General features: G+C 51.6%; 18 protein-coding genes. 14 read left to right on the top strand and 4 right to left on the bottom strand.

Annotation, left to right across the window (positions count from 1 at the left end):
* The first annotated feature begins 40 nt into the window (after positions 1–40).
* The 6 genes from KNO87_RS01730 to KNO87_RS01705 all read left to right on the top strand — a co-directional run bounded on the left by KNO87_RS01730 (position 41) and on the right by KNO87_RS01705 (position 7,602).
* Positions 41–1,267 (top strand): hypothetical protein, encoded by a 1,227-nt coding sequence (locus tag KNO87_RS01730; RefSeq protein ID WP_214793137.1) that lies wholly within the window; start codon positions 41–43, stop codon positions 1,265–1,267.
* Positions 1,264–2,178, top strand: coding sequence for a hypothetical protein (locus KNO87_RS01725; RefSeq protein ID WP_214793140.1), 915 nt, complete (start codon positions 1,264–1,266; stop codon positions 2,176–2,178). Before KNO87_RS01730 ends, KNO87_RS01725 begins: the two co-directional genes overlap by 4 nt.
* Positions 2,175–4,019: a DUF2194 domain-containing protein gene (locus tag KNO87_RS01720; RefSeq protein WP_214793143.1), complete on the top strand. Its 1,845-nt coding sequence runs from the start codon at positions 2,175–2,177 to the stop codon at positions 4,017–4,019. The genes KNO87_RS01725 and KNO87_RS01720 overlap by 4 nt, the downstream gene beginning before the upstream one ends.
* Positions 4,016–5,434: a GT4 family glycosyltransferase PelF gene (pelF, locus tag KNO87_RS01715; protein WP_214793146.1), complete on the top strand. Its 1,419-nt coding sequence runs from the start codon at positions 4,016–4,018 to the stop codon at positions 5,432–5,434. The genes KNO87_RS01720 and pelF overlap by 4 nt, the downstream gene beginning before the upstream one ends.
* Positions 5,415–6,878 carry an exopolysaccharide Pel transporter PelG gene (pelG, locus tag KNO87_RS01710; protein WP_214793149.1) on the top strand — a complete coding sequence of 488 codons (1,464 nt, stop codon included), beginning with the start codon at positions 5,415–5,417 and terminating at the stop codon, positions 6,876–6,878. Before pelF ends, pelG begins: the two co-directional genes overlap by 20 nt.
* Positions 6,879–6,987: 109 nt before the next feature.
* Complete coding sequence (locus KNO87_RS01705; RefSeq protein WP_214793152.1) at positions 6,988–7,602, top strand: flavodoxin family protein; 615 nt, start codon at positions 6,988–6,990, stop codon at positions 7,600–7,602.
* A gap of 34 nt (positions 7,603–7,636) precedes the next feature.
* Here the strand turns inward: KNO87_RS01705 and gnd are convergent, their stop codons facing one another.
* Both gnd and KNO87_RS01695 read right to left on the bottom strand, forming a co-directional pair.
* The gene (gene gnd / locus KNO87_RS01700) at positions 7,637–8,542 is read right to left on the bottom strand and encodes a phosphogluconate dehydrogenase (NAD(+)-dependent, decarboxylating) (protein WP_285800636.1); all 906 of its coding nucleotides are present in this window, start codon (positions 8,540–8,542) and stop codon (positions 7,637–7,639) included.
* A gap of 39 nt (positions 8,543–8,581) precedes the next feature.
* Complete coding sequence (locus KNO87_RS01695; RefSeq protein ID WP_214793159.1) at positions 8,582–8,794, bottom strand: hypothetical protein; 213 nt, start codon at positions 8,792–8,794, stop codon at positions 8,582–8,584.
* 432 nt (positions 8,795–9,226) lie between these two features.
* Here KNO87_RS01695 and KNO87_RS01690 point away from each other — a divergent pair, with 432 nt between their 5' ends.
* The 5 genes from KNO87_RS01690 to KNO87_RS01670 all read left to right on the top strand — a co-directional run bounded on the left by KNO87_RS01690 (position 9,227) and on the right by KNO87_RS01670 (position 13,868).
* Entirely contained in the window at positions 9,227–10,183 is a 957-nt protein-coding gene (locus KNO87_RS01690) for an LCP family glycopolymer transferase (RefSeq protein WP_214793162.1), read from the top strand.
* Positions 10,184–10,255: 72 nt separating this feature from the next.
* Positions 10,256–11,101 (top strand): YihY/virulence factor BrkB family protein, encoded by an 846-nt coding sequence (locus tag KNO87_RS01685; RefSeq protein ID WP_214793165.1) that lies wholly within the window; start codon positions 10,256–10,258, stop codon positions 11,099–11,101.
* A 104-nt stretch (positions 11,102–11,205) separates the two neighbouring features.
* Positions 11,206–12,129: an LCP family glycopolymer transferase gene (locus tag KNO87_RS01680; protein WP_214793168.1), complete on the top strand. Its 924-nt coding sequence runs from the start codon at positions 11,206–11,208 to the stop codon at positions 12,127–12,129.
* 84 nt (positions 12,130–12,213) lie between these two features.
* Entirely contained in the window at positions 12,214–13,401 is a 1,188-nt protein-coding gene (locus KNO87_RS01675; RefSeq protein ID WP_214793171.1) for an alpha-amylase family glycosyl hydrolase, read from the top strand.
* A gap of 128 nt (positions 13,402–13,529) precedes the next feature.
* Complete coding sequence (locus KNO87_RS01670) at positions 13,530–13,868, top strand: hypothetical protein (protein ID WP_214793174.1); 339 nt, start codon at positions 13,530–13,532, stop codon at positions 13,866–13,868.
* A 15-nt stretch (positions 13,869–13,883) separates the two neighbouring features.
* On the opposite strand, the gene galE is transcribed toward KNO87_RS01670, so the two are convergent.
* Both galE and KNO87_RS01660 read right to left on the bottom strand, forming a co-directional pair.
* Positions 13,884–14,900: a UDP-glucose 4-epimerase GalE gene (gene galE / locus KNO87_RS01665; RefSeq protein WP_214793177.1), complete on the bottom strand. Its 1,017-nt coding sequence runs from the start codon at positions 14,898–14,900 to the stop codon at positions 13,884–13,886.
* A gap of 14 nt (positions 14,901–14,914) precedes the next feature.
* A complete protein-coding gene (locus KNO87_RS01660) occupies positions 14,915–16,150 on the bottom strand; it encodes a hypothetical protein (protein WP_214793180.1) in 1,236 nt (411 codons plus the stop codon).
* A gap of 195 nt (positions 16,151–16,345) precedes the next feature.
* Here KNO87_RS01660 and KNO87_RS01655 point away from each other — a divergent pair, with 195 nt between their 5' ends.
* Genes KNO87_RS01655 through KNO87_RS01645 form a run of 3 tightly spaced genes read left to right on the top strand, consistent with a single transcriptional unit; the run spans position 16,346 to position 18,560 of the window.
* Positions 16,346–17,068 carry a YveK family protein gene (locus KNO87_RS01655; RefSeq protein WP_214793182.1) on the top strand — a complete coding sequence of 241 codons (723 nt, stop codon included), beginning with the start codon at positions 16,346–16,348 and terminating at the stop codon, positions 17,066–17,068.
* Positions 17,061–17,777, top strand: a complete 717-nt coding sequence (locus tag KNO87_RS01650) for a CpsD/CapB family tyrosine-protein kinase (protein ID WP_214793185.1) — start codon at positions 17,061–17,063, stop codon at positions 17,775–17,777. Before KNO87_RS01655 ends, KNO87_RS01650 begins: the two co-directional genes overlap by 8 nt.
* Positions 17,778–17,792: 15 nt before the next feature.
* Positions 17,793–18,560 (top strand): tyrosine-protein phosphatase, encoded by a 768-nt coding sequence (locus tag KNO87_RS01645; protein WP_214793188.1) that lies wholly within the window; start codon positions 17,793–17,795, stop codon positions 18,558–18,560.
* The last annotated feature ends 63 nt before the right edge of the window (positions 18,561–18,623 follow it).

Below are 18,623 nucleotides of genomic sequence, written 5' to 3'. Positions count from 1 at the left end.
TCCTACTACTAAAATACCACGCAAAGGAATGAGTGACACTATGATTTATACCCAACATCGCACATCAATCAAATGGATTGAAATGATTGTGACTATTTTACTTATCGGCATTTTGGACTATACGTTTAGTCTTTCTTTGGCAGATTGGGCGATTGACCCATTAATTTTTTATATCCTCCTTTTCTCACTTCGCTACGGTCTACTTGGAGCGTTCGTCAGTTTCGCATTGACGAGTCTCTATCATTTCTCATTCCTCTTGATGGAAGGGTCTGATTTACTCTTATTCCTTTACGATACGAATGAACTTGCGTGGATCTTGCTTCATTTCTTCGTCGCCTTGAGCGCCGGTGTCTTCAGTACGTCTTACCGTGAACGTTATCAGTCGCTCCACATCCGTCAGGAAGAAGTCGTCGATGAGAATGAACAGTTGAAACAGACCGTCCAACAACTGCAGGAGTCACAAGGCGAGATGCGGAAGCGTGTGCTCGACTCGACGTATACGCTCTCGAAGATCTATGAGGTCGGCCTCAAGCTCGACCAGGACGCGACCGACTTGGTGCGCGACCACTTGATTGGCACGTTTACACGCGTGTTCCGGGCACGACAACTCGCGCTTTACCACGTCGACACGTCACGCCGCACGCTTCGCCTTCACGTCCGTTCGGGAGAAGTCGAACGGTTGCCACAGACGCTCTTCATCGATTCAGAGCAAGGCATCTTTGCACGGATGTTCCAGTCACAAAAGCCGACGCTTCGCTTGGCCGATGAGCTCGAAGGTCCACTCCTCGTCGCCCCGATCTGTTACGAGGGAACGGTGAAAGAAGTGTTGATCGTTCATGAAATCGATATTCTTCGGTTGCGCAGTCACGAGATGAACATGATGAAGCTCGTCCTCGATTGGGCAGGCACGCGTATTGAGAAAGCGGATGCGCTCGAATGGATGCTCGTCAGCGACCAGCTCGTCGAGGGGACGCGTATGTTCCGCATGGACGCGTTCGAGCAGAAAGTCGCGCAGCAAGCGTTGCGAAACGAACAGTACGATCAACCATACAGCACGGTCACGATCCCGGTAGAAGGCGTCGACTTGTCACTCATTGAGATGGAGCTCATCCTCCGGCAATCGATGCGGGAAATCGACGTCATCGGATACGACGAAGACGACCGAGTCCTTCACTTCCTATTACCGGGCACGCCGGTTGAGTCGGCGGAACGGTTCAAAGAGCGGATCGAGCATGTCTTCTACGTGAAAGGTGGGAAGCGCCTATGACCGGATGGATGATTCTCCTTTTCTTTCTTTTCCATGCCGTATTGTTATTCGTCATCTATCGACTCATCGTCCGGCCGAAAGTGGATGCGACCGAGAAGGGCGTCTGGCTCTCGATTTTTCTCGTCAGTGCCGTCGCCCCAATCATCGGCGAACTGTTCGGGTTGATCGCGTACGGAATCGCCCGTCGTTTCGCCTCGTCGAAGACGCTTCTCGACTACGACGAATATATCAACTTCGAAACGGTCAACCTGGAGCGTTTGCAGCAACAGGCGAAAGAAGATTTAGATATTGTCCCGTTGGCGGAAGCCATGCAGATGGACGGGAAGAAGCGGAAACAGTCGATCACGCAACTCATGTCGACACCGCTCATGAACACGGAAGAATACTTACACTTAGGTCTCGAGCACGAAGACACGGAAACGGTCCACTATGCGGCGACCGTCCGGAACACGTTGTTCGACCGTTATGACTTGATGTTCAAGCAACGGATCGCGCAAGTGAACCCGGAGCGACCAGAGACGATTTATCCTGTCATCGAGACGGGCGTCTCCTTCTTAGAGAGTGGTCTCTTGGACCAAGATATGAAGTTACGCATCCAGCAACGGACCTTGTTCCATCTCGATCAGCTAGGGGAACACAATGCGACGGACGAAACGTATCTCCGGACGAAAGCCCGGCTGTCGTTCCAAGCAGGTGACGTCGAGACGGGGGAACGATTGGCGGAAGCGCTCACGTTGTATCACCCGGAAGTACCGGACGGCTATATCATGTTGATTGAATATCATATGACCGACGGGGACTGGGCATCGTTACGTCCGATCCTTGACCGACTCCATCAACATCTCGACCTACGAGACGTTCCAGAAGATTATCGCTTTGTCATTCAACAGTTAGAAGGTGCCCATTCATGAATAAATCGATTACGACGTATCTCGTGTCTTTGTTCTCCTTAATTATCGCGATGATTGTCGTCGTCCAATTTTTACGGCTCGACTACGGTCATCGGCTCATCCCAAAAGAAGCACATGAACCGAAGACGTTCACGACACTCGCAGGCGAGGTGAGAGCAGTGGAAGGGAAACCGGCGCAGATTTACATCCATCAAAACGAGGACGACTTGTCGACGTCCGTCTTGAACAACTTGAAATATGCGCTCGACTACGCGAAATTGCCGTACACCTCGATCGAGGCAGACGAGATTGCTTCAATCGAGCCTTCGCCACAGCACGTCCTCGTCGTCAGTGGGGAAAACACGAAGTCATGGCCGTATGAGACGATCCGGTCGTTCGTCGAGAAGGGTGGACGTCTCTATGTGGCCGGTCGCTTCATCGACCAGGAGTGGGCAGACCTCATCGGAGTCAGTGATTTCGGGGATTTCAAGGACGGCATCAACGGATTGATCTTTGAGAAAGAAATCTTTCCTGGATACGTTGACCTTCCCCAAGACTCTGGTCTCTTCGTCCACAGTATCGCCGACGTCGAGCTAAAAGAGGGGACGGACGTCCTCATCTCAGCGAAAGACGAGCCGATTTTGTGGCAGTCTTCTTACGGTCAGGGAGAGGTCATGTTTTGGAACACGACGTCCTTGACCGATAAGAACTCGCGCGGTCTCATGGTGCAGACGCTGTCGATGTTATTCCCGGCGTTCGTCATGCCGCAAGCAGGCATCAAGGTCGTTCACCTCGATGACTTCCCGGCGCCGGTACCGAATTATTCGAATCCGGTCATTACAGAAGAGTACGACCTCTCCATCAAAGAGTTCTTCTCTGAGGTGTGGTGGAAAGATATGAAACAAATCGGCGAGGATTACGACGTCACGTATTCCGGCTTCTTGATCGGCAGCTACAAAGCGACGAACGAGGAGACGACCGAACAGCTCATCGAGAAGATTCGGGCACCGATGCTCGAGTATGGGCGTGGGTTGCTGCAGACGAACGGGGAAGTCGGGCTTCACGGCTTCAACCACCAACCACTCGTCATGGGTGACGAGGTGATGGACCCAGAGCTTGGCTATGCGAAATGGGAAAGCAAAGAAGACATGCGTTCCGCCGTCGACCGTGTCGTCGAAGCGTTCGATTATTACTTGCCGAACGAACGCATCCGTAGCTACGTTCCACCGTCGAACATCATCGGGCAATCCGGATTAAGTGTACTGAACGAGAAGTTTGAGGACGGGTTGATCGTCGCCGGTCTCTATAGCGGGGATGCGAGCAAAGGAAGCTACATCCAAGAATTCGGGCCGGATCCGGTCTATCCGAATTTGTATGACTTCCCACGCGTGTCGAGCGGATATAACGAGACACCGGATGATTTGTTCGTCGTCATCGACGCTGTCGCCAACTTCGGGCTCGTCTCGCACTTCATTCACCCGGATGATGTGTTGGATGAAAACCGTTCGAAAGGGAAAGGCTGGGGCATCATGAAAGAGTCGTTTGGCGGCCTGTTCCAGACACTCTACGCCAAATATCCGCACCTCGAGGGCTTGAGCCAATATGATGCGTATCGGAAATATAAGTTGTATCAAGACGCGCAAATCGACGTCGCCTATACGAATGACGCGATTGACATCAACGCGCAGCAATTGCCGGTCCCGTCGACATTGCTCGTCCGGGTCGAGCCGGGGAAACGGTTAAATACCGGCACGTTCGAATATGGAGAAGTCAAACCGTTCGATGAGAGCGGTACGTTATATCAAGTCGAATTGAGAGACACGTCTGTTCGTCTCCCGATATTGGAAGGAGAGCGTCCATGAAGATTGGAATTGTCGTCGAAGGGAGTTATCCGTATGTGAGCGGAGGCGTATCGAGTTGGGTGCACATGCTCATGCAACAAATGCCGATGCACGAGTTTGAGATCATCTCGATCATGCCAAACCCGAAGACCGAGGCGGATTATAAATATACGTTACCGGATAATGTCGCGGGTGTGACCACGCTCGCCCTCAATCAACGGGCGACACGGAAACGTCGTCCGGAAGCGTTGACGCAAGAAGAGCAAGAACGCATCAAGACATGGATGACGTTCGGGCAAGTCGAGTCGTCCATCTATCCGATTTTAGAAAAACAAATCGGGACACCGGAACAATTTTTCTCGAGCCGTCTCTTTTACCGCCTCGTCGCGGAAAGCTATCAAGAAGAAGGACAGGCCGGCTCGTTCATCGATTACTTTTGGATGTGGCGCGGTATGTATGCGCCCGTCCTCGATCTATTACAAGCCGAGTTGCCGCAAGTCGACCTCATCCATTCGGCATCGACCGGCTACGCAGGATTGATCGCGAGTGCGATGAAAGAACGCCAGAACATTCCGTTCCTCTTGACCGAGCACGGTATCTACTCGCGTGAACGGGAAGAAGAGTTGTTACAGGCGGCGTGGATCCCGGCCGAGTTCCGTTCACACTGGATCCAGTTCTTCCATCATATTTCCCGGGAAGCATACCGGAAAGCGGACGACGTCATCACGCTGTTCGAACGAAACGGTGAGTTGCAACGTCAGCTCGGGGCACCGGTCGAGAAGTTGAGCATCATTCCGAACGGGATCGACGTGACGAGCTTGTCCGCACTCGGTCACGTACCGGGAGGAGAGAAGCTCCGGATTGGCGCCATCGTCCGCGTCGTCCCGATCAAAGACATCAAGACGATGATCTACGCAGCGAAGCTTTTACAAGATATGCTCATCCCGTTCGAGTTGACCATCATGGGACCACTCGATGAAGATAAGGAGTATGCGGCTGAGTGCGAGGCGCTCATCCGACAACTCGAGCTCGAACAAGCTGTCTTCTTGGTCGGCAAAGTCGATATCCGCAAGCACCTTCCTGAGTTTGACGTCTGTCTGTTGACGAGTATCTCGGAAGGACAACCACTCGCCGTACTCGAAGGGATGGCCGCAGGCGTCCCGTGGATCGTGACGGACGTCGGTGCCTGTGCGGAGCTCGTGAATGGGCGACCGGACGAGCCGTTCGGGCCGGCCGGATTCGTCGTCCCACCGGTCAATCCACGCCGAATCGCCGAGCGTTGTGTCTGGTTCTATCAGAACCGTGAGGACGCACGTCGACTCGGGCGAAACGGGCAACAGCGCGTCGAGACATATTATCGCACCGATCAATTCATCGATGCGTACTTACATCTATATGAAGAAAGGAGAGCGGCATATGGCGGGCATCGGGTTTAAGTTACAACAGCTGTTCCAAGAAGACTATTTCTCCTCACGCATTAAAGCGTATGCCTTTGCCGGTCTCGTCACGTCCGGGCCGTGGCTCATCGTCATCGTCACGATCGCGCTCATGCAGTGGCTGACGAGTTACCTGTCGATCGCCACGCTCGAGGAACGGACGACGTTCAACCTGATCGTCTCGTATAGCTTCATCTTCTCCCAAGTCGTGCTCGGCGTGCAGCAGCTCGTCGTCACCAGATACTTGGCGGACTGTTTCTATGAGAAGCGGTACGAGGACATCTTCCCAGCGTTCATCGGGATGATGAAGACGACCGTCGCCATCGCCTCGATCCTGTTCGCCGTCTTCCTCTCGTTCTCGGAACTGCCGGCTTTGTTGAACGCGTTGGCATTCGTCTTGTTCATGACGGTCAACTTGATTTGGGTGCACTTTTTGTTCCTCAGTGCCGCCAAGTTCTATCAGGCGGTCGCCTATAGCTTTGTCGCCGGTGGGGTCGTCGCCGTCGCGGCGATCATCATCACCGATCAGTTCTTGATGTCCTATTTGACGGAATCCTATATGAAGAGCTTCGCCTTGACGGCAAGCATGACGCTCGGTCTGATTGTCACGCTGTTCGGCTTGTTCACGTCGATGCTCCTCACGTTCCCGAATCGGAGCACGGTCGGTCAGTTCTCGTTTTATCGATATTTCGACCGTTATCCGGCACTGTTTTGGACGAGCTTCCTCTACAACATCGGAATCTGGGTCGGGACGTGGATCATCTGGTTCGCAGAAGGAGGGAGCGTCCATCTCGATACGTTCCGCTATCATCCGGTCTATGATACGGCCATCTTCCTGTCGTACTTGACGATCATCCCGACGATGACGATTTTCGTCGTATCGGTCGAGACACGCTTTTATGAGCGCTATCGTGTGTTTTACGGGTACGTGAATGAAGGGGGGACGTATCAGCAGATTCAACGGTCGAAGGCGGCGATGTTACTCGTCTTGCGACAAGAACTGCAACGCCTGTTCCGCAACCAGGGACTCGTCTCGCTCCTTTTCGTCATCTTCGCGGCCGTCTTGTTCCCGTTACTTGGACTCTCGCCTGAGATTCGCGACGTCTTCCAAATGACGACAATCGGCGCCTTCTCGAATGCGATGGTGCTCGTCCTCACGCTCGTGTTGCTGTACTTTGAAGACCATAAGGGAGCGGCATATACATCGGCCCTCTTCATCACGATGAATGCCGGACTGACGTTCTTGTTGCTCCCGCTCGGACCAGACAGTTATGGGCTCAGTTTTGCGATCGGCTGTACGATCGCCTTCGCTTTCTCGCTCATCCGTTTGATTCGATACGTGTCGGAGATCGATTACCATACGTTCAGTCGAAGCGAGGCACCACCACGGACGGACACGTTCCGTCGCGTCGGGGAATGGCTCAACGAACGCTCAGCATCATAAGATCAGCCGCCTTCTCACGAGAGAGGGCGGCTTTATTATATTTATGGTATTAAGAAGCAGAACGAACGGGAACACGTTACTGTTGGAGATTATTCGAGGAGGGAAATCCATGAAAGCTCTATTTTTGAATTGTACGCTGAAGGGTGGCGACACGACGTCGCATACAGAAGGATTGATCCGGGACATCTTACCGCATTTTGACGCGCTCCAGGTCGAGTCGGAAATCGTGCGAATCGTCGACTACAACATCGCGTTCGGGGTCACAGAAGATGAAGGGGACGGAGATGAATGGCCGCAGGTTTTTGAGAAGGTAAAAGCCGCGGATATCATCGTCATCGGGACGCCACTCTGGCTCGGCGAGAAGAGTAGTGTCGCGACGCAAGTCATTGAACGGCTATACGGGGGTAGCGGATTGACGAACAAGTCGGGGCAAGCCATCTACTACAACAAAGTCGGTGGGGTCGTCGTCACGGGGAATGAGGACGGGGCAAAACATGCATGTGCCGGGATTCTTTATGCCTTGTCCCATATCGGGTTCACGGTACCGCCGAACGTCGATACGTATTGGGTCGGGGAAGCGGGACCGGGTGACTCGTATATTGATGCCGGGCGCGACAACGAATTCACGAAGTCACATGGGAAGACGATGGCGTATAACCTTGTCCATTTCGCACGCATGCTAAAAACAACTCCGATTCCAGCAGACGGGAATACGATGGAATAAAGAATGGCCTCGGCACACGCCGAGGCCATTTAGATTATTCTTTTTTCTCCACCGCATGTCCCCCGAACTCATTTCGAAGCGCAGCGACGACCTTCCCGGAGAACGTGTCGTCTTGAAGCGAGCGCTGGCGCATCATGAGCGAGAGGGCGATGACTGGTGTCGGCACGTCGTATTCGAGCGCCGTCTCGACCGTCCATTTCCCTTCACCCGACGCATGCATGACCCCACGGATGTCATCGAGCTTCGCATCTTTCGAGAAGGCGCTCTCTGTCAGTTCCATGAGCCATGAACGGATGACCGAGCCATGGTTCCAGACACGGGCGACGTCCTCATACTCATAGTCGAACGGGCTCTTCTCGAGCACTTCAAATCCTTCGGCAATCGCCTGCATCATGCCGTATTCAATCCCGTTATGAACCATCTTCAAGAAGTGACCACTCCCACTCGGCCCGGCGTACAAATAACCGTGATCCGTTGAGACGTCTTGGAACAACTGCTCAATCTTCCCGAACGCCTCTAAGTCCCCACCAATCATCGTGCAGGCTCCGTTGCGGGCCCCGTCCATCCCACCACTCGTCCCGACGTCAAAGAAGTAGATGAGCTTTTCTTTGAAATGCTCGGCGCGGCGCATCGACTCTTTATAGTTCGAGTTGCCTCCGTCGATCACGATATCTCCAGGAGAGAGGGCGTCATACAAGTCATTCAGTACATGCTCGGTCACGTCTCCTGCCGGTACCATCACCCAGACGACCCGTGGCGCCTTCAGTGCATCGACGACCTCTTCAAGTGACGCTTTCGTTTCAAACTGACTTGTCGAGACGTTGCCTGGGTCGTACCCATATACGTGATGTCCATTGTCCGTCAAGTTGAGAGCCAGGTTCAATCCCATCTTCCCAAGCCCAATCATGCCGATTTCCATTCGTTCCACCCCACTTGTCAGATTTGTACTCCTAATAGGGTTACCCGAAACAATCAAGATTCAAAAGAGTGGTTTGATTGGATCAACCCGATAAGCGAGGATACGCGATACCGGAATGGATTCACCGTCGGACAGTGTGATCTGTCCCGTCAATGAATTTAAGGATTGGAGTGTACGTTCAAACGTTTTGTACGCGTCATACTCCGAACTGCCATACACGATAAACTCACAAGTCTGATTTTGCTCTAAAAAACACGTCACGATGAATCGCATCAATTAATCCCCTTACACATGAAAATGGGTTACTATTACATTTTTGTTAATAATCTATACATATTTTACAAAAAATAAAGCAAACGTACCATTATGTTTTCTGAAAATAAGGAAATGGTCCTATGAAATACGATGAATAATCAATATTTGTTCAAAATTGGTGTGGAAAACGAGACTGATTTTTGTAAACGTGACCAATGGCTTAGTGCTGTTGTAGGAAGATCAAGATTTAGGGAGAAATGCGTGTGTTATGATGATTACTGACTGATTAAACTTTCAAAAAGACTTGTCGATACTAGCGGTATGAGCAATCGACAATGTCCGACAAATATTCACCTCTTTTATAAAAAAACGGAAAAGTCTGTCGATTTAGCGTGATAAAATAAAACCTGTGTCAATTACGGTCAATCGGGGATAGAAAGGTGTTATGTCATGGAAGAGCAAAAGCCAAAAAAGAGAGTCAAGAAACGTCGTCGTAAAGTCTCACCTGCGAAGCGCATCGCCATCATCGCAGGTGCTGTCATCGGAGTGTTCCTGCTCATCGGAGCCGGGATGGCCTACTATTTATATAATCAAGTCGATACAACGGTCGATCGTTTGAACGAATCGGCCGGGCTTAGTCCTGAGCGGATGAACCAGCAGACGATTTCAGACAAGAAGCCTGTATCGGTGTTACTACTCGGGGTCGACCGTCGCGCGGACGAGCAAGGACGCAGCGACTCGATCATCGTCATGACGCTCAACCCGAACTCGGATGAGAGCGCGATGCTCAGCATCCCGCGTGATACGAAGACGGAGATCGTCGGCAAAGGGACGATGGACAAGATCAACCACGCCTACGCGTTCGGCGGAGCCGAGATGGCGATGGATACGGTCGAGAACTTCCTCGGCATCCCAATCGATTACGTCGCAGAAGTCGACATGAAAGGTTTCCAGGACGCGGTCAACTTATTCGGTGGCGTCGAGGTGACGAACAAGTTCGCCTTCACGTCGGGTGAGTATACGTTCGAACCGGGAACGGTCAACCTCGATGGGGCGGAGGCACTCGCTTACACGCGGATGCGTTATGATGACCCGAACGGAGACTTCGGTCGTCAGGAACGCCAACGTGACGTCATCACGGCACTCGTCGACAAAGGGACGGACAGCTTCTCGATTTCTCGCTTCAACAACATGCTCGACGTTCTTGGCAACAACGCCAAGACGAATGTGACGTTCAAAGACATTCGGACACTCTCGAGCGACTACATGACGGCTTTCAAAAACCAAAGTGTCCTTCGCCTTGAGGGAAGTGGTGGCAAAGAGAGCGACGGCATCTACTATTGGAACCCAGACGAGGCATCACTCGACGAAGTGAAGTCATATCTCGGACAATTGATGGAACAATGACAGCGGCACTCGATTCGGATGAATCGGGTGCTTTCGTTTGTGGCATAATGAAAAGAAAAAGGAGTGACGGCCGTGCTCGATCGACTGACCCGACTCGCCATCGATGTGAGACATCGCTTCAAAGACCACCATATCAATGACTATAGCGCCACGCTCGCCTTCTTCTGGTTCCTCGCCATCTTCCCGACGTTTTTTGTCCTGTTCGCCGTGATGTCGTGGTTCAAGATCGACCAGGCACTCTTGATCGAGCAAATCGAGACACTCGTCCCGGGATCGAGCGTGCGCGACATGCTGTCGATCGTCTATGACGTCAGTGGGAACTTGAATAGCGGGCTCGTGTCAGTCAGTGCCATCATCGCCTTTTGGTCCGCATCGAACGGGACGGCTCGTCTCGTCAAACTGACCGTCTTCGCCTACGGGGAGACGGAGGCACGCGGATACGTGTGGCGTCGACTGATTGGTTTGATGACGATTCTTGCCGGTAGCATCGGCGCCGTGATTCTCATCGTCTTCCACGTCTTCAGTCAAGAGTTCCTCGACTTGTTGTATGCGCTCTATCCTCAGGTAGAGGAGTTCGATCGTCTCTCGACGCTCACGCGCTATACGGTCTCAACGATCATCTTGGTCTTTGCGTTCTCATTCTTCTATATGATTGCCCCACAGCAACGTGTGCGCTTTTTTGAAACGTTACCGGGTGCCGTTTTTGCCGTCATCTCCTGGCAACTCATTTCGACAGGCTATAGTGTCTATGTCGAGCGGTTCTCGATTCTTGGGGACACGTATGGCACGATCGGGGTCGTCATCTTACTTCAAATCTGGCTCTATTTGACGGCGGCGACGATGCTGATTGGGGCGGAAATCAATGCCGCCTGGCCGCATCATATGCACCGCACACCGACAAAAACACATTTTCCGTGATAACTGGAAAGAAATGATTAGCATTTTTTGGAGACATGCTATAATCCAATGTGGAGTCTGGGAAAAGATATACAAACTGAATTTACGGAAGAAGGTGGCCCGATATGGCGAAACATCAGAAGAAATCAAGGTGGAAATGGATACTTGGCATCACAGCGGGCGTACTGACACTCATGCTTGTCGCAGGTGGCCTATTCGTCTGGTCGATGGTCGATGAGGTCAATGACACGGTAACGAAAGTGAATGACAACTTACAGATCAGTCCAGAACGTAAGCAGGTCGAGACGATTGAAGAGAAGCGCTCGGTGTCCGTGCTCTTACTCGGGATTGACCGACGAGGAACGGAGCAAGGACGAAGTGACTCGATCATCGTCCTGACCCTGAACCCGGATACAAACGAAGGGGCGATGCTCAGTATCCCGCGTGACACGAAGACGGAGATTGTCGGTCGCGGGTATCGCGATAAGATCAACCACGCCTATGCGTTCGGTGGTGCCGAGATGGCGATGGACACGGTCGAGAACTTCTTAGATATCCCGATTGATTATGTCGTCGAAGCGGACATGGAGGCGTTCACGGAAGTCGTCGATGCGCTCGGTGGTGTCACCGTGATGAACAAGTTTGCATTTAGTTCGGACAACTATACGTTCCCTGTTGGAGAAGTGACGCTCAATGGAGATAAGGCGCTCGCGTATACACGGATGCGTTACGATGATCCGAACGGGGATTTCGGTCGCCAAGAACGGCAGCGTGATGTCGTCGCGGCCATCATCGAGAAAGGGCGCTCGGATTTCTCGCTCGAAAAGGTGACGAATCTGTTAGACGTCGTCGGCAACCGGGCGAAGACGAACATCGAGTTCAAAGAGCTCGTGACACTGTCGACCGATTATATGGGTGCGTTCCGCAATGCGAGCACGCTCCGCATCGAAGGCGGCGGTGGACTCGAGTCGGATGGGATCTATTATTGGAACCCGGACGCCGAGTCACTCGAAGGGATTCAGACCGAATTAAAACGTTTAATGGAATGAGTCGTCCAACTTGGGACGGCTTTTTTGTTTTGAAATGGGCGAGAAGTGAAAAAAGGTAGAGAGATAACAGAAGGAGGGAATCGTATGGACTGGCAACTGATTGAACCAATCATCACGAAATGGACGACGCATTCACAAGAGGCGTGGCAGCGTCTGTTCGATAAATGGGAGAGTCACACGTGGCATGACCACGAGTCACCGAGCGAGAAGACGAACGTCCTGCTCGTCGATGCGAGCCTCGTCACGACAGAAGGGAAACCGGACATGGGGGCACTCCATGACGTCTTAGCCAAGCACGTGGCGGGGACGATCAGTGACTTGCATCTCGTCTCACTATTCCCGTACATCGGGCGACAGACGGACACGGCGGTCGACCCGCGCATCCGATTATACGAGGACCTTGGTGAATTGAGCGACGACTTCCAACTCATGTATGAACTCGACCCGGTCGCCTATAACGCGGAGCAATTCGACCTACTCGCCGAGACGGACGCACTCATCGAGCGTCTTGCTTATGGGGCGACGAAGATTCGGGTCCATGCCCAGTCGTTCCGGAGGATGACGAAAGAACAAGTGAGGGACGTGCTCCACCTTTGGCACACGGTCTTACATCACTATAAGCCAAACGGTCAGCTCATTCTCGCAGAGGATTCACTCAACGAGGCAGAGAGTTATATCGAAGTCGTCGACGCGGTTTGTCATTTCGATTTGGCGAGCAATGTGACACTCGCACTCGCACAAGGAGAAGCGACGCGTTTAACGGAGTGGGCGCGCAAAATCGCGGTGCCGCCTGAAGGGAAGACATACTTCCATTTCTTGTCGAGCGCCGAACGCGACCCGTTCGAGAAGAATCTGTTGGAGTCTCATGAACCGATGCTCCTCGCCGCCCACAGCATCCTGTTCTCGCTTCAAGGCATTCCGTCGGTCGACTATCGGACGCTCTTTGGTGTCATCGGTCCGACTGACCGTGACGAACTCGTCCATGGCTTGAAGAAAGAAGAGACAAGACTAAATCGTTTCTCCGGCATCATGGGACAATTGAACGTGAAGCGGGCAGAACCGGCCTTATCCCCATACGCCACGCAACACATCTTGGACGCGGACAAGCACGTCTTTGCCGTCGAGCGTCAACTGGATGGTCGGACGGTATGCTTGTATACGAACGTAAGTGACAAGGAAATCGAATTGGATATTCAAGGAACGAACCTGTTCACAGGAGAAACGATTAAGAATATTCAATTGCCTCCATTCGGATATGTCTGGTTACGATAATGGGTCTTTAGAATCAAAAGTGAATTTTCGTTCATAGGTGTATTGACTCATATGATAGGTAGGTGGAAAATGGAAGAGTAGGAAGTTTGTACACATCAAGAGTCAGTCATCAAAGGAGCGGATTTCCAATGGATTCATCTTTCTTTTTCATGATGTTTCGGTTGACGATGCAATCATTTTTGTACTGGATGGTCGCGATTTTATTCTTGGCATGGGGCGCATATCTCATCTTTTACCTGTTGGACCGTGAGCGTGCGAACGTGTATCGGAATGGGTGGCGGATTAGTTTCTATGCGGCCTTCCTCGGTTTCACGGTACTTGGATATGTATGGGAGAAATTCATGATGGTCGATGTATGGAAGTTCATTGCTGTCGCCTTGCTCGTCGGGGTCATCGACTTCGGGCTGATGTCACGAAAAGGAAAGATGAATCAAAAAAATCAGCTGACGGAAGAACAATCGTTCTAACGTCAGCTGATTTTTTTAGTTATATCCGTTCGGGTTGTTCGACTGCCAGTTCCAGGCGTCCCGGCACATGTCACGAATGTCATGCTTCGCTTCAAAGCCGAGCATCTGTTTCGACTTCGTCGGGTCAGCGAAACACGTGGCGATATCACCTGGGCGGCGGTCAGTCACTCGGTAAGGCACCGATTTTCCACTCTCTTGTTCGAACGCACGGACAAGGTCAAGGACACTATAGCCAGTGCCCGTCCCGAGGTTGAACGCCTCGACACCGGTCTGATTCATCACGTAGTCAAGTGCCTGCAGATGACCTTCGGCGAGGTCGACGACATGGATGTAATCACGCACGCCTGTCCCGTCCGGTGTGTCATAGTCGTCACCGAAAACGCTCAGTTCGTTCAGCTTACCAACAGCGACTTGCGTGATATACGGCATGAGGTTGTTCGGGACGTCGAACGGGTCCTCTCCGATTTGACCGGACGGATGCGCCCCGATCGGGTTGAAGTAACGAAGGAGGGCGATGCTCCATTCTGAATCCGCAACGGCGACGTCTCGTAGGATCTCTTCGATCATCAGCTTTGAACGACCATACGGATTCGTTGCGCTGAGGGGGAACGACTCGTCGATCGGTGTCCGTTCCGGCATCCCGTACACGGTCGCGGATGAACTGAAGACAATCCGTTTCACGTCGAACGCCTGCATCCCTTCTAACAGGACGGTCGTACCGACGACGTTGTTCTCATAGTAGCGGAGCGGTTCTCTCACCGATTCGCCGACGGCTTTTAGACCGGCGAAGTGGATGACGGCATCGATCGTATGCGTCAAGAAAATCTGTTCGAGTAGCGACCGGTCGAGGATGTCGCCGAGATAGAACGTCACGTCTTGCCCCGTCATCGCCTCGACACGGTTCAATGCCTCGCGGTTACTGTTCGACAAGTTATCGAGCACGATGACCTCGTGCCCTGCTTCAAGTAGTTGGATGACGGTGTGGGTACCGATATAGCCGGCCCCCCCCGTCACAAGAATGGTTTGGCTCACCTATAAAAACTCCTTTATTTGTCTAGTTTCGTCAAACGGACACGCGTCGAGTCATCTTCACCGACGAAGAGACGAAGGGAATAGTTCTCGCTTTCAAAGACGACGCCATCCTCTGCCTCATATGTCGGTTCCCCAAGCTCGAGGAACGACGCTTTCGTCTGATCCGTTTTCGACCAGTCAATCGCCTCGACTTGCTCATTTTTCATCGTGAAGAAGAGGCCAGGATAAACGAGATACTCGTGTAGGGCGTCCGAATCGAAGCCGCTTGCAGCCCCGACATTTCCGACCAACTCATTCTCATCCATCCCGAAGTAAGCGTCCAGCGATTCGTCAAACAACGTCTGATCGAGCGAAGTCGACAACCAGTCCAATACGTCAGTGTCACTGAGGGAAGCGGTCTTCCATTCGGTGAGGATTTCATCGCGTGACACCCAACCCGTCAGTTCATTCAAGCCAAGGTCGAGTAACAAGGCGTCGTCGCGTTCTTCGATGACGTCATAACGGTCCCCGATGTCAGCGATGTAGACGACGTCTTCGCTGTCCGGCTCACTGAGGAGTGGGGCGTTTTTGACACCAATCCACACCTCTTCGAGTGCCTTCGTTTCGGCTACTGGTTCGGGTTCTGGTGTGACGGGTTCTTCCGTCACGGTAGGTGTCGATGACGGTTCGAATAAGTCTGAAACCATCGGATATGCCGCATACCCACCAACGGATAATAGAACGATGGCGAGTAACCCAATCAACCAGCCACGACCTTTATTGCGACGGGGACGAGCTGGTTTGATTTCACGATGTGATTTCATACGCTCTGTCCGGGAGGGAATCGTTGACTCCGGGACGTAGCGTGGTTTCGTCGTTGGTGTCTCTTCAACTTCTGGTTCCTTCGTTTCCTCAGGAGGCGGCTCCATTACCGGTTTCGAAACAACCGGTTCAGCAATAGGCTGTGGTGTCGGCTCCGCGATTTGTGGCATGGCTCCCTCAGATTGAAGCATCTCGCTCTTTTCTAACAAAGCGACATAATAAATCAAAAAATCTACATCCGTCTTTCCTTCTTTCAGCCAGTTCGAAAAATCCGTAGCTGACTTTTCTTCAACGGAGAGTATATCGTTCGTCTCTCCGGTAAGTTCATGATAAGAGGCGGCAAGTGATTTGCCGTCTGCTAAATTTTTCTCAATACGTTGCTGGACGATGTCTCGCGTTTGTCGGTCGAGTGTGGTGTACAGCTGGAGTAGGCGCTCACTTACATGCACTAGGGGTCTCCTCCTTTGTTAAGTTCTTCCTTTCAAAGTTTAGCAGATTTACATGTCAAAAAACCCATTTTTTTAAAAACGGGTCATCAACCGATGAAAATTTTGCTATACTGTTCTGGTATTGTCATTTTAAATATTATCTGCGGGAATTTTCCAGCAGTGAATTTACTGGAACAAAGGAGAGAAGGACAGAATATGAACGAAGAAACGATTTCCCTTGGAGAATTGTTCTCCATCTTGAAGCGGAGCAAATGGCTTATCGCAAGTTTAACCATCCTCGCAGCACTCATTGCCTTTTTAGTTAGCTCATTTGTGATCAGCCCGACGTATGAGGCATCGACACAAGTACTCGTCGCACCAAAAGAATCACAGAACAACATGATCGACAGCAGTCAGATCCAATCGTCGGTCACGCTCGTCAATACGTATCGTGTCATCATTCAAAGTCCTGCCATCCTTGAACAAGTCCAAGAAAATGTCGTCGGAGCACCTGACAACATCAGTAACTTGATTACCGTGAACAGCGAACAAAACTCACAAGTCATCAATATTGCCGTTCAACATACGAACCCTGTCGTCGCAACGGATATCGCCAATGAAATCAGCCGTGTCTTCTCAAAGGAAGTGCCTGAACTCATGAGCGTCGATAACGTCAAAGTATTATCGGATGCGAACGTCCCGATGTTACCGGTTAAACCGAATATTTTATTGAACACGGCGATTGCCGCCGTGCTTGGAATGATGATAGGAGTCGCCATCGCATTCCTTAAAGTCGTTCTCGACCGTCGCATCAAGACAGAACAAGATGTCGAGACGATTCTTGAACTTCCGGTACTCGGCTCCATCCCGGTCATCGACCGTGTCGAGATGCAGCGTCAACGTCAAGCCAACGTGAAAGGGGAAGAGGTCCGTGTTTAAGTTTGGGAAAAAGAAATCAAAACATATTCAATATGATAAGACAGGTCGTGACTTGATCACCGTCCATAAGCCGAAGTCACCGATCTCGGAGCAATATCGAACGATTCGGACGAACCTCGAGTTCACAGCGGTAGACGATGAGTTGCAGACAGTAGCCATCACATCATCATCGTCAGGTGAAGGGAAGTCGACGACAGCGTCAAACTTGGCGGTCGTATACGCCCAGCAAGGCAAACGCGTTTTGTTGATGGACTGTGACATGCGCCGCCCGACGGCTCACTTCACGTTCCGTCTCTCGAACGGGATTGGACTATCGACCGTCCTTGCGAAGAAGACGACGCTTGATAAAGCGATCCATTCGACACAAGTCGAGAACTTGGAATTGATGGCAGCGGGACCGATTCCGCCGAACCCGTCCGAGTTACTCTCATCGAAGATGATGGACCGTACACTTGAAGAGTTGAAAGAACATTACGACGTGATCATTTTGGATGCACCACCGATGATGCAAGTTGCGGATACGCGCCTGTTGGCACGTAAAGTGGATGGCGTTGTCCTCGTCGTCGGCTGTGACAAGTCGGATCGTCAGATGGTCGTCAAAGCGAAAGAACAGTTGGTCCTGGCAGACGCCCACATCCTCGGTGTCGTCCTCAACAAGCGCGAGCCACAAGGTAGCGACGATTACTACTATTACTACGCATACGAATAAAAGGAGAATCACGCCATGATTGATATCCATTGTCATCTTCTTCCGGCCGTTGATGACGGCCCAGGAACGGTCGAACAAACAATCGAGATGGCGAGACGCGCCGTAGAGGAAGGGGTGACCGCAATCGTGGTCACCCCCCACGCGTTTCACCCTCAATTTGAGACGGAAGACTTAAACGTTCAAGAAGCTGCAGCGACACTTCAAAACGTTTTACATCAAGAAGGCATCAAGCTCGACATCTATCCAGGCCAAGAAATCCGTGTGTTTGGAGATTTGGTACAAGCGTTAGAAGACGGGGCGGCACTCTCACTCGCCGGATCACGCTATGTACTCGTCGAGTTTCCGAGTGATACGGTCCCGGCATATGCCGAACAATTATTCTTCCGACTCCAGACAGAAGGTTATACACCGGTGATCGCCCACCCAGAACGCAATAAAGAACTCGCCACCAATCCGAAAAGATTGATGGACTTTGTTTCGTCAGGCGCTTTGTCACAAGTGACGACGAGTAGCCTGACAGGAGAGTTTGGTCAAAATGTGAAAGAGATTGCATTCGTTTTTTTACGGAATGGATTGAGTCAACTTGTTGCTTCCGATGCCCATAGTACAGGACGTCGTACGTTCTACTGGGAAGAAGCGAAACAAGGCGTTACAGATGAATTAGGAGAAGGACGTTGGGAGACATTAGTGGAGAATGCGGAAGCGATAGTGAAAGATGAGTTTGTCTTCGTTGATCCCCCAATTCTTCCGACAAAGAATTGGCGAGGTAAATGGAAGAAGTGATTTCCCTATTTTTACATAATGTGTTGACAATTAATGACTCTTATGATTTTTGTCGACACTTGT

This window comes from Exiguobacterium sp. s34 (assembly GCF_018617435.1).
GTDB lineage: Bacteria > Bacillota > Bacilli > Exiguobacteriales > Exiguobacteriaceae > Exiguobacterium > Exiguobacterium aestuarii.
This window is presented reverse-complemented; position numbering and strand designations above follow the sequence as displayed.

Bases quoted from the DNA above. Each gene is read 5' to 3' on its own strand.
- KNO87_RS01730 (WP_214793137.1), top strand. From the start codon at position 41: ATGATTTATACCCAACATCGCACATCAATCAAATGGATTGAAATGATT.
- KNO87_RS01725 (WP_214793140.1), top strand. From the start codon at position 1,264: ATGACCGGATGGATGATTCTCCTTTTCTTTCTTTTCCATGCCGTATTG.
- KNO87_RS01720 (WP_214793143.1), top strand. From the start codon at position 2,175: ATGAATAAATCGATTACGACGTATCTCGTGTCTTTGTTCTCCTTAATT.
- pelF (WP_214793146.1), top strand. From the start codon at position 4,016: ATGAAGATTGGAATTGTCGTCGAAGGGAGTTATCCGTATGTGAGCGGA.
- pelG (WP_214793149.1), top strand. From the start codon at position 5,415: ATGGCGGGCATCGGGTTTAAGTTACAACAGCTGTTCCAAGAAGACTAT.
- KNO87_RS01705 (WP_214793152.1), top strand. From the start codon at position 6,988: ATGAAAGCTCTATTTTTGAATTGTACGCTGAAGGGTGGCGACACGACG.
- KNO87_RS01695 (WP_214793159.1), bottom strand. From the start codon at position 8,794: ATGCGATTCATCGTGACGTGTTTTTTAGAGCAAAATCAGACTTGTGAG.
- KNO87_RS01690 (WP_214793162.1), top strand. From the start codon at position 9,227: ATGGAAGAGCAAAAGCCAAAAAAGAGAGTCAAGAAACGTCGTCGTAAA.
- KNO87_RS01680 (WP_214793168.1), top strand. From the start codon at position 11,206: ATGGCGAAACATCAGAAGAAATCAAGGTGGAAATGGATACTTGGCATC.
- KNO87_RS01675 (WP_214793171.1), top strand. From the start codon at position 12,214: ATGGACTGGCAACTGATTGAACCAATCATCACGAAATGGACGACGCAT.
- KNO87_RS01670 (WP_214793174.1), top strand. From the start codon at position 13,530: ATGGATTCATCTTTCTTTTTCATGATGTTTCGGTTGACGATGCAATCA.
- KNO87_RS01655 (WP_214793182.1), top strand. From the start codon at position 16,346: ATGAACGAAGAAACGATTTCCCTTGGAGAATTGTTCTCCATCTTGAAG.
- KNO87_RS01645 (WP_214793188.1), top strand. From the start codon at position 17,793: ATGATTGATATCCATTGTCATCTTCTTCCGGCCGTTGATGACGGCCCA.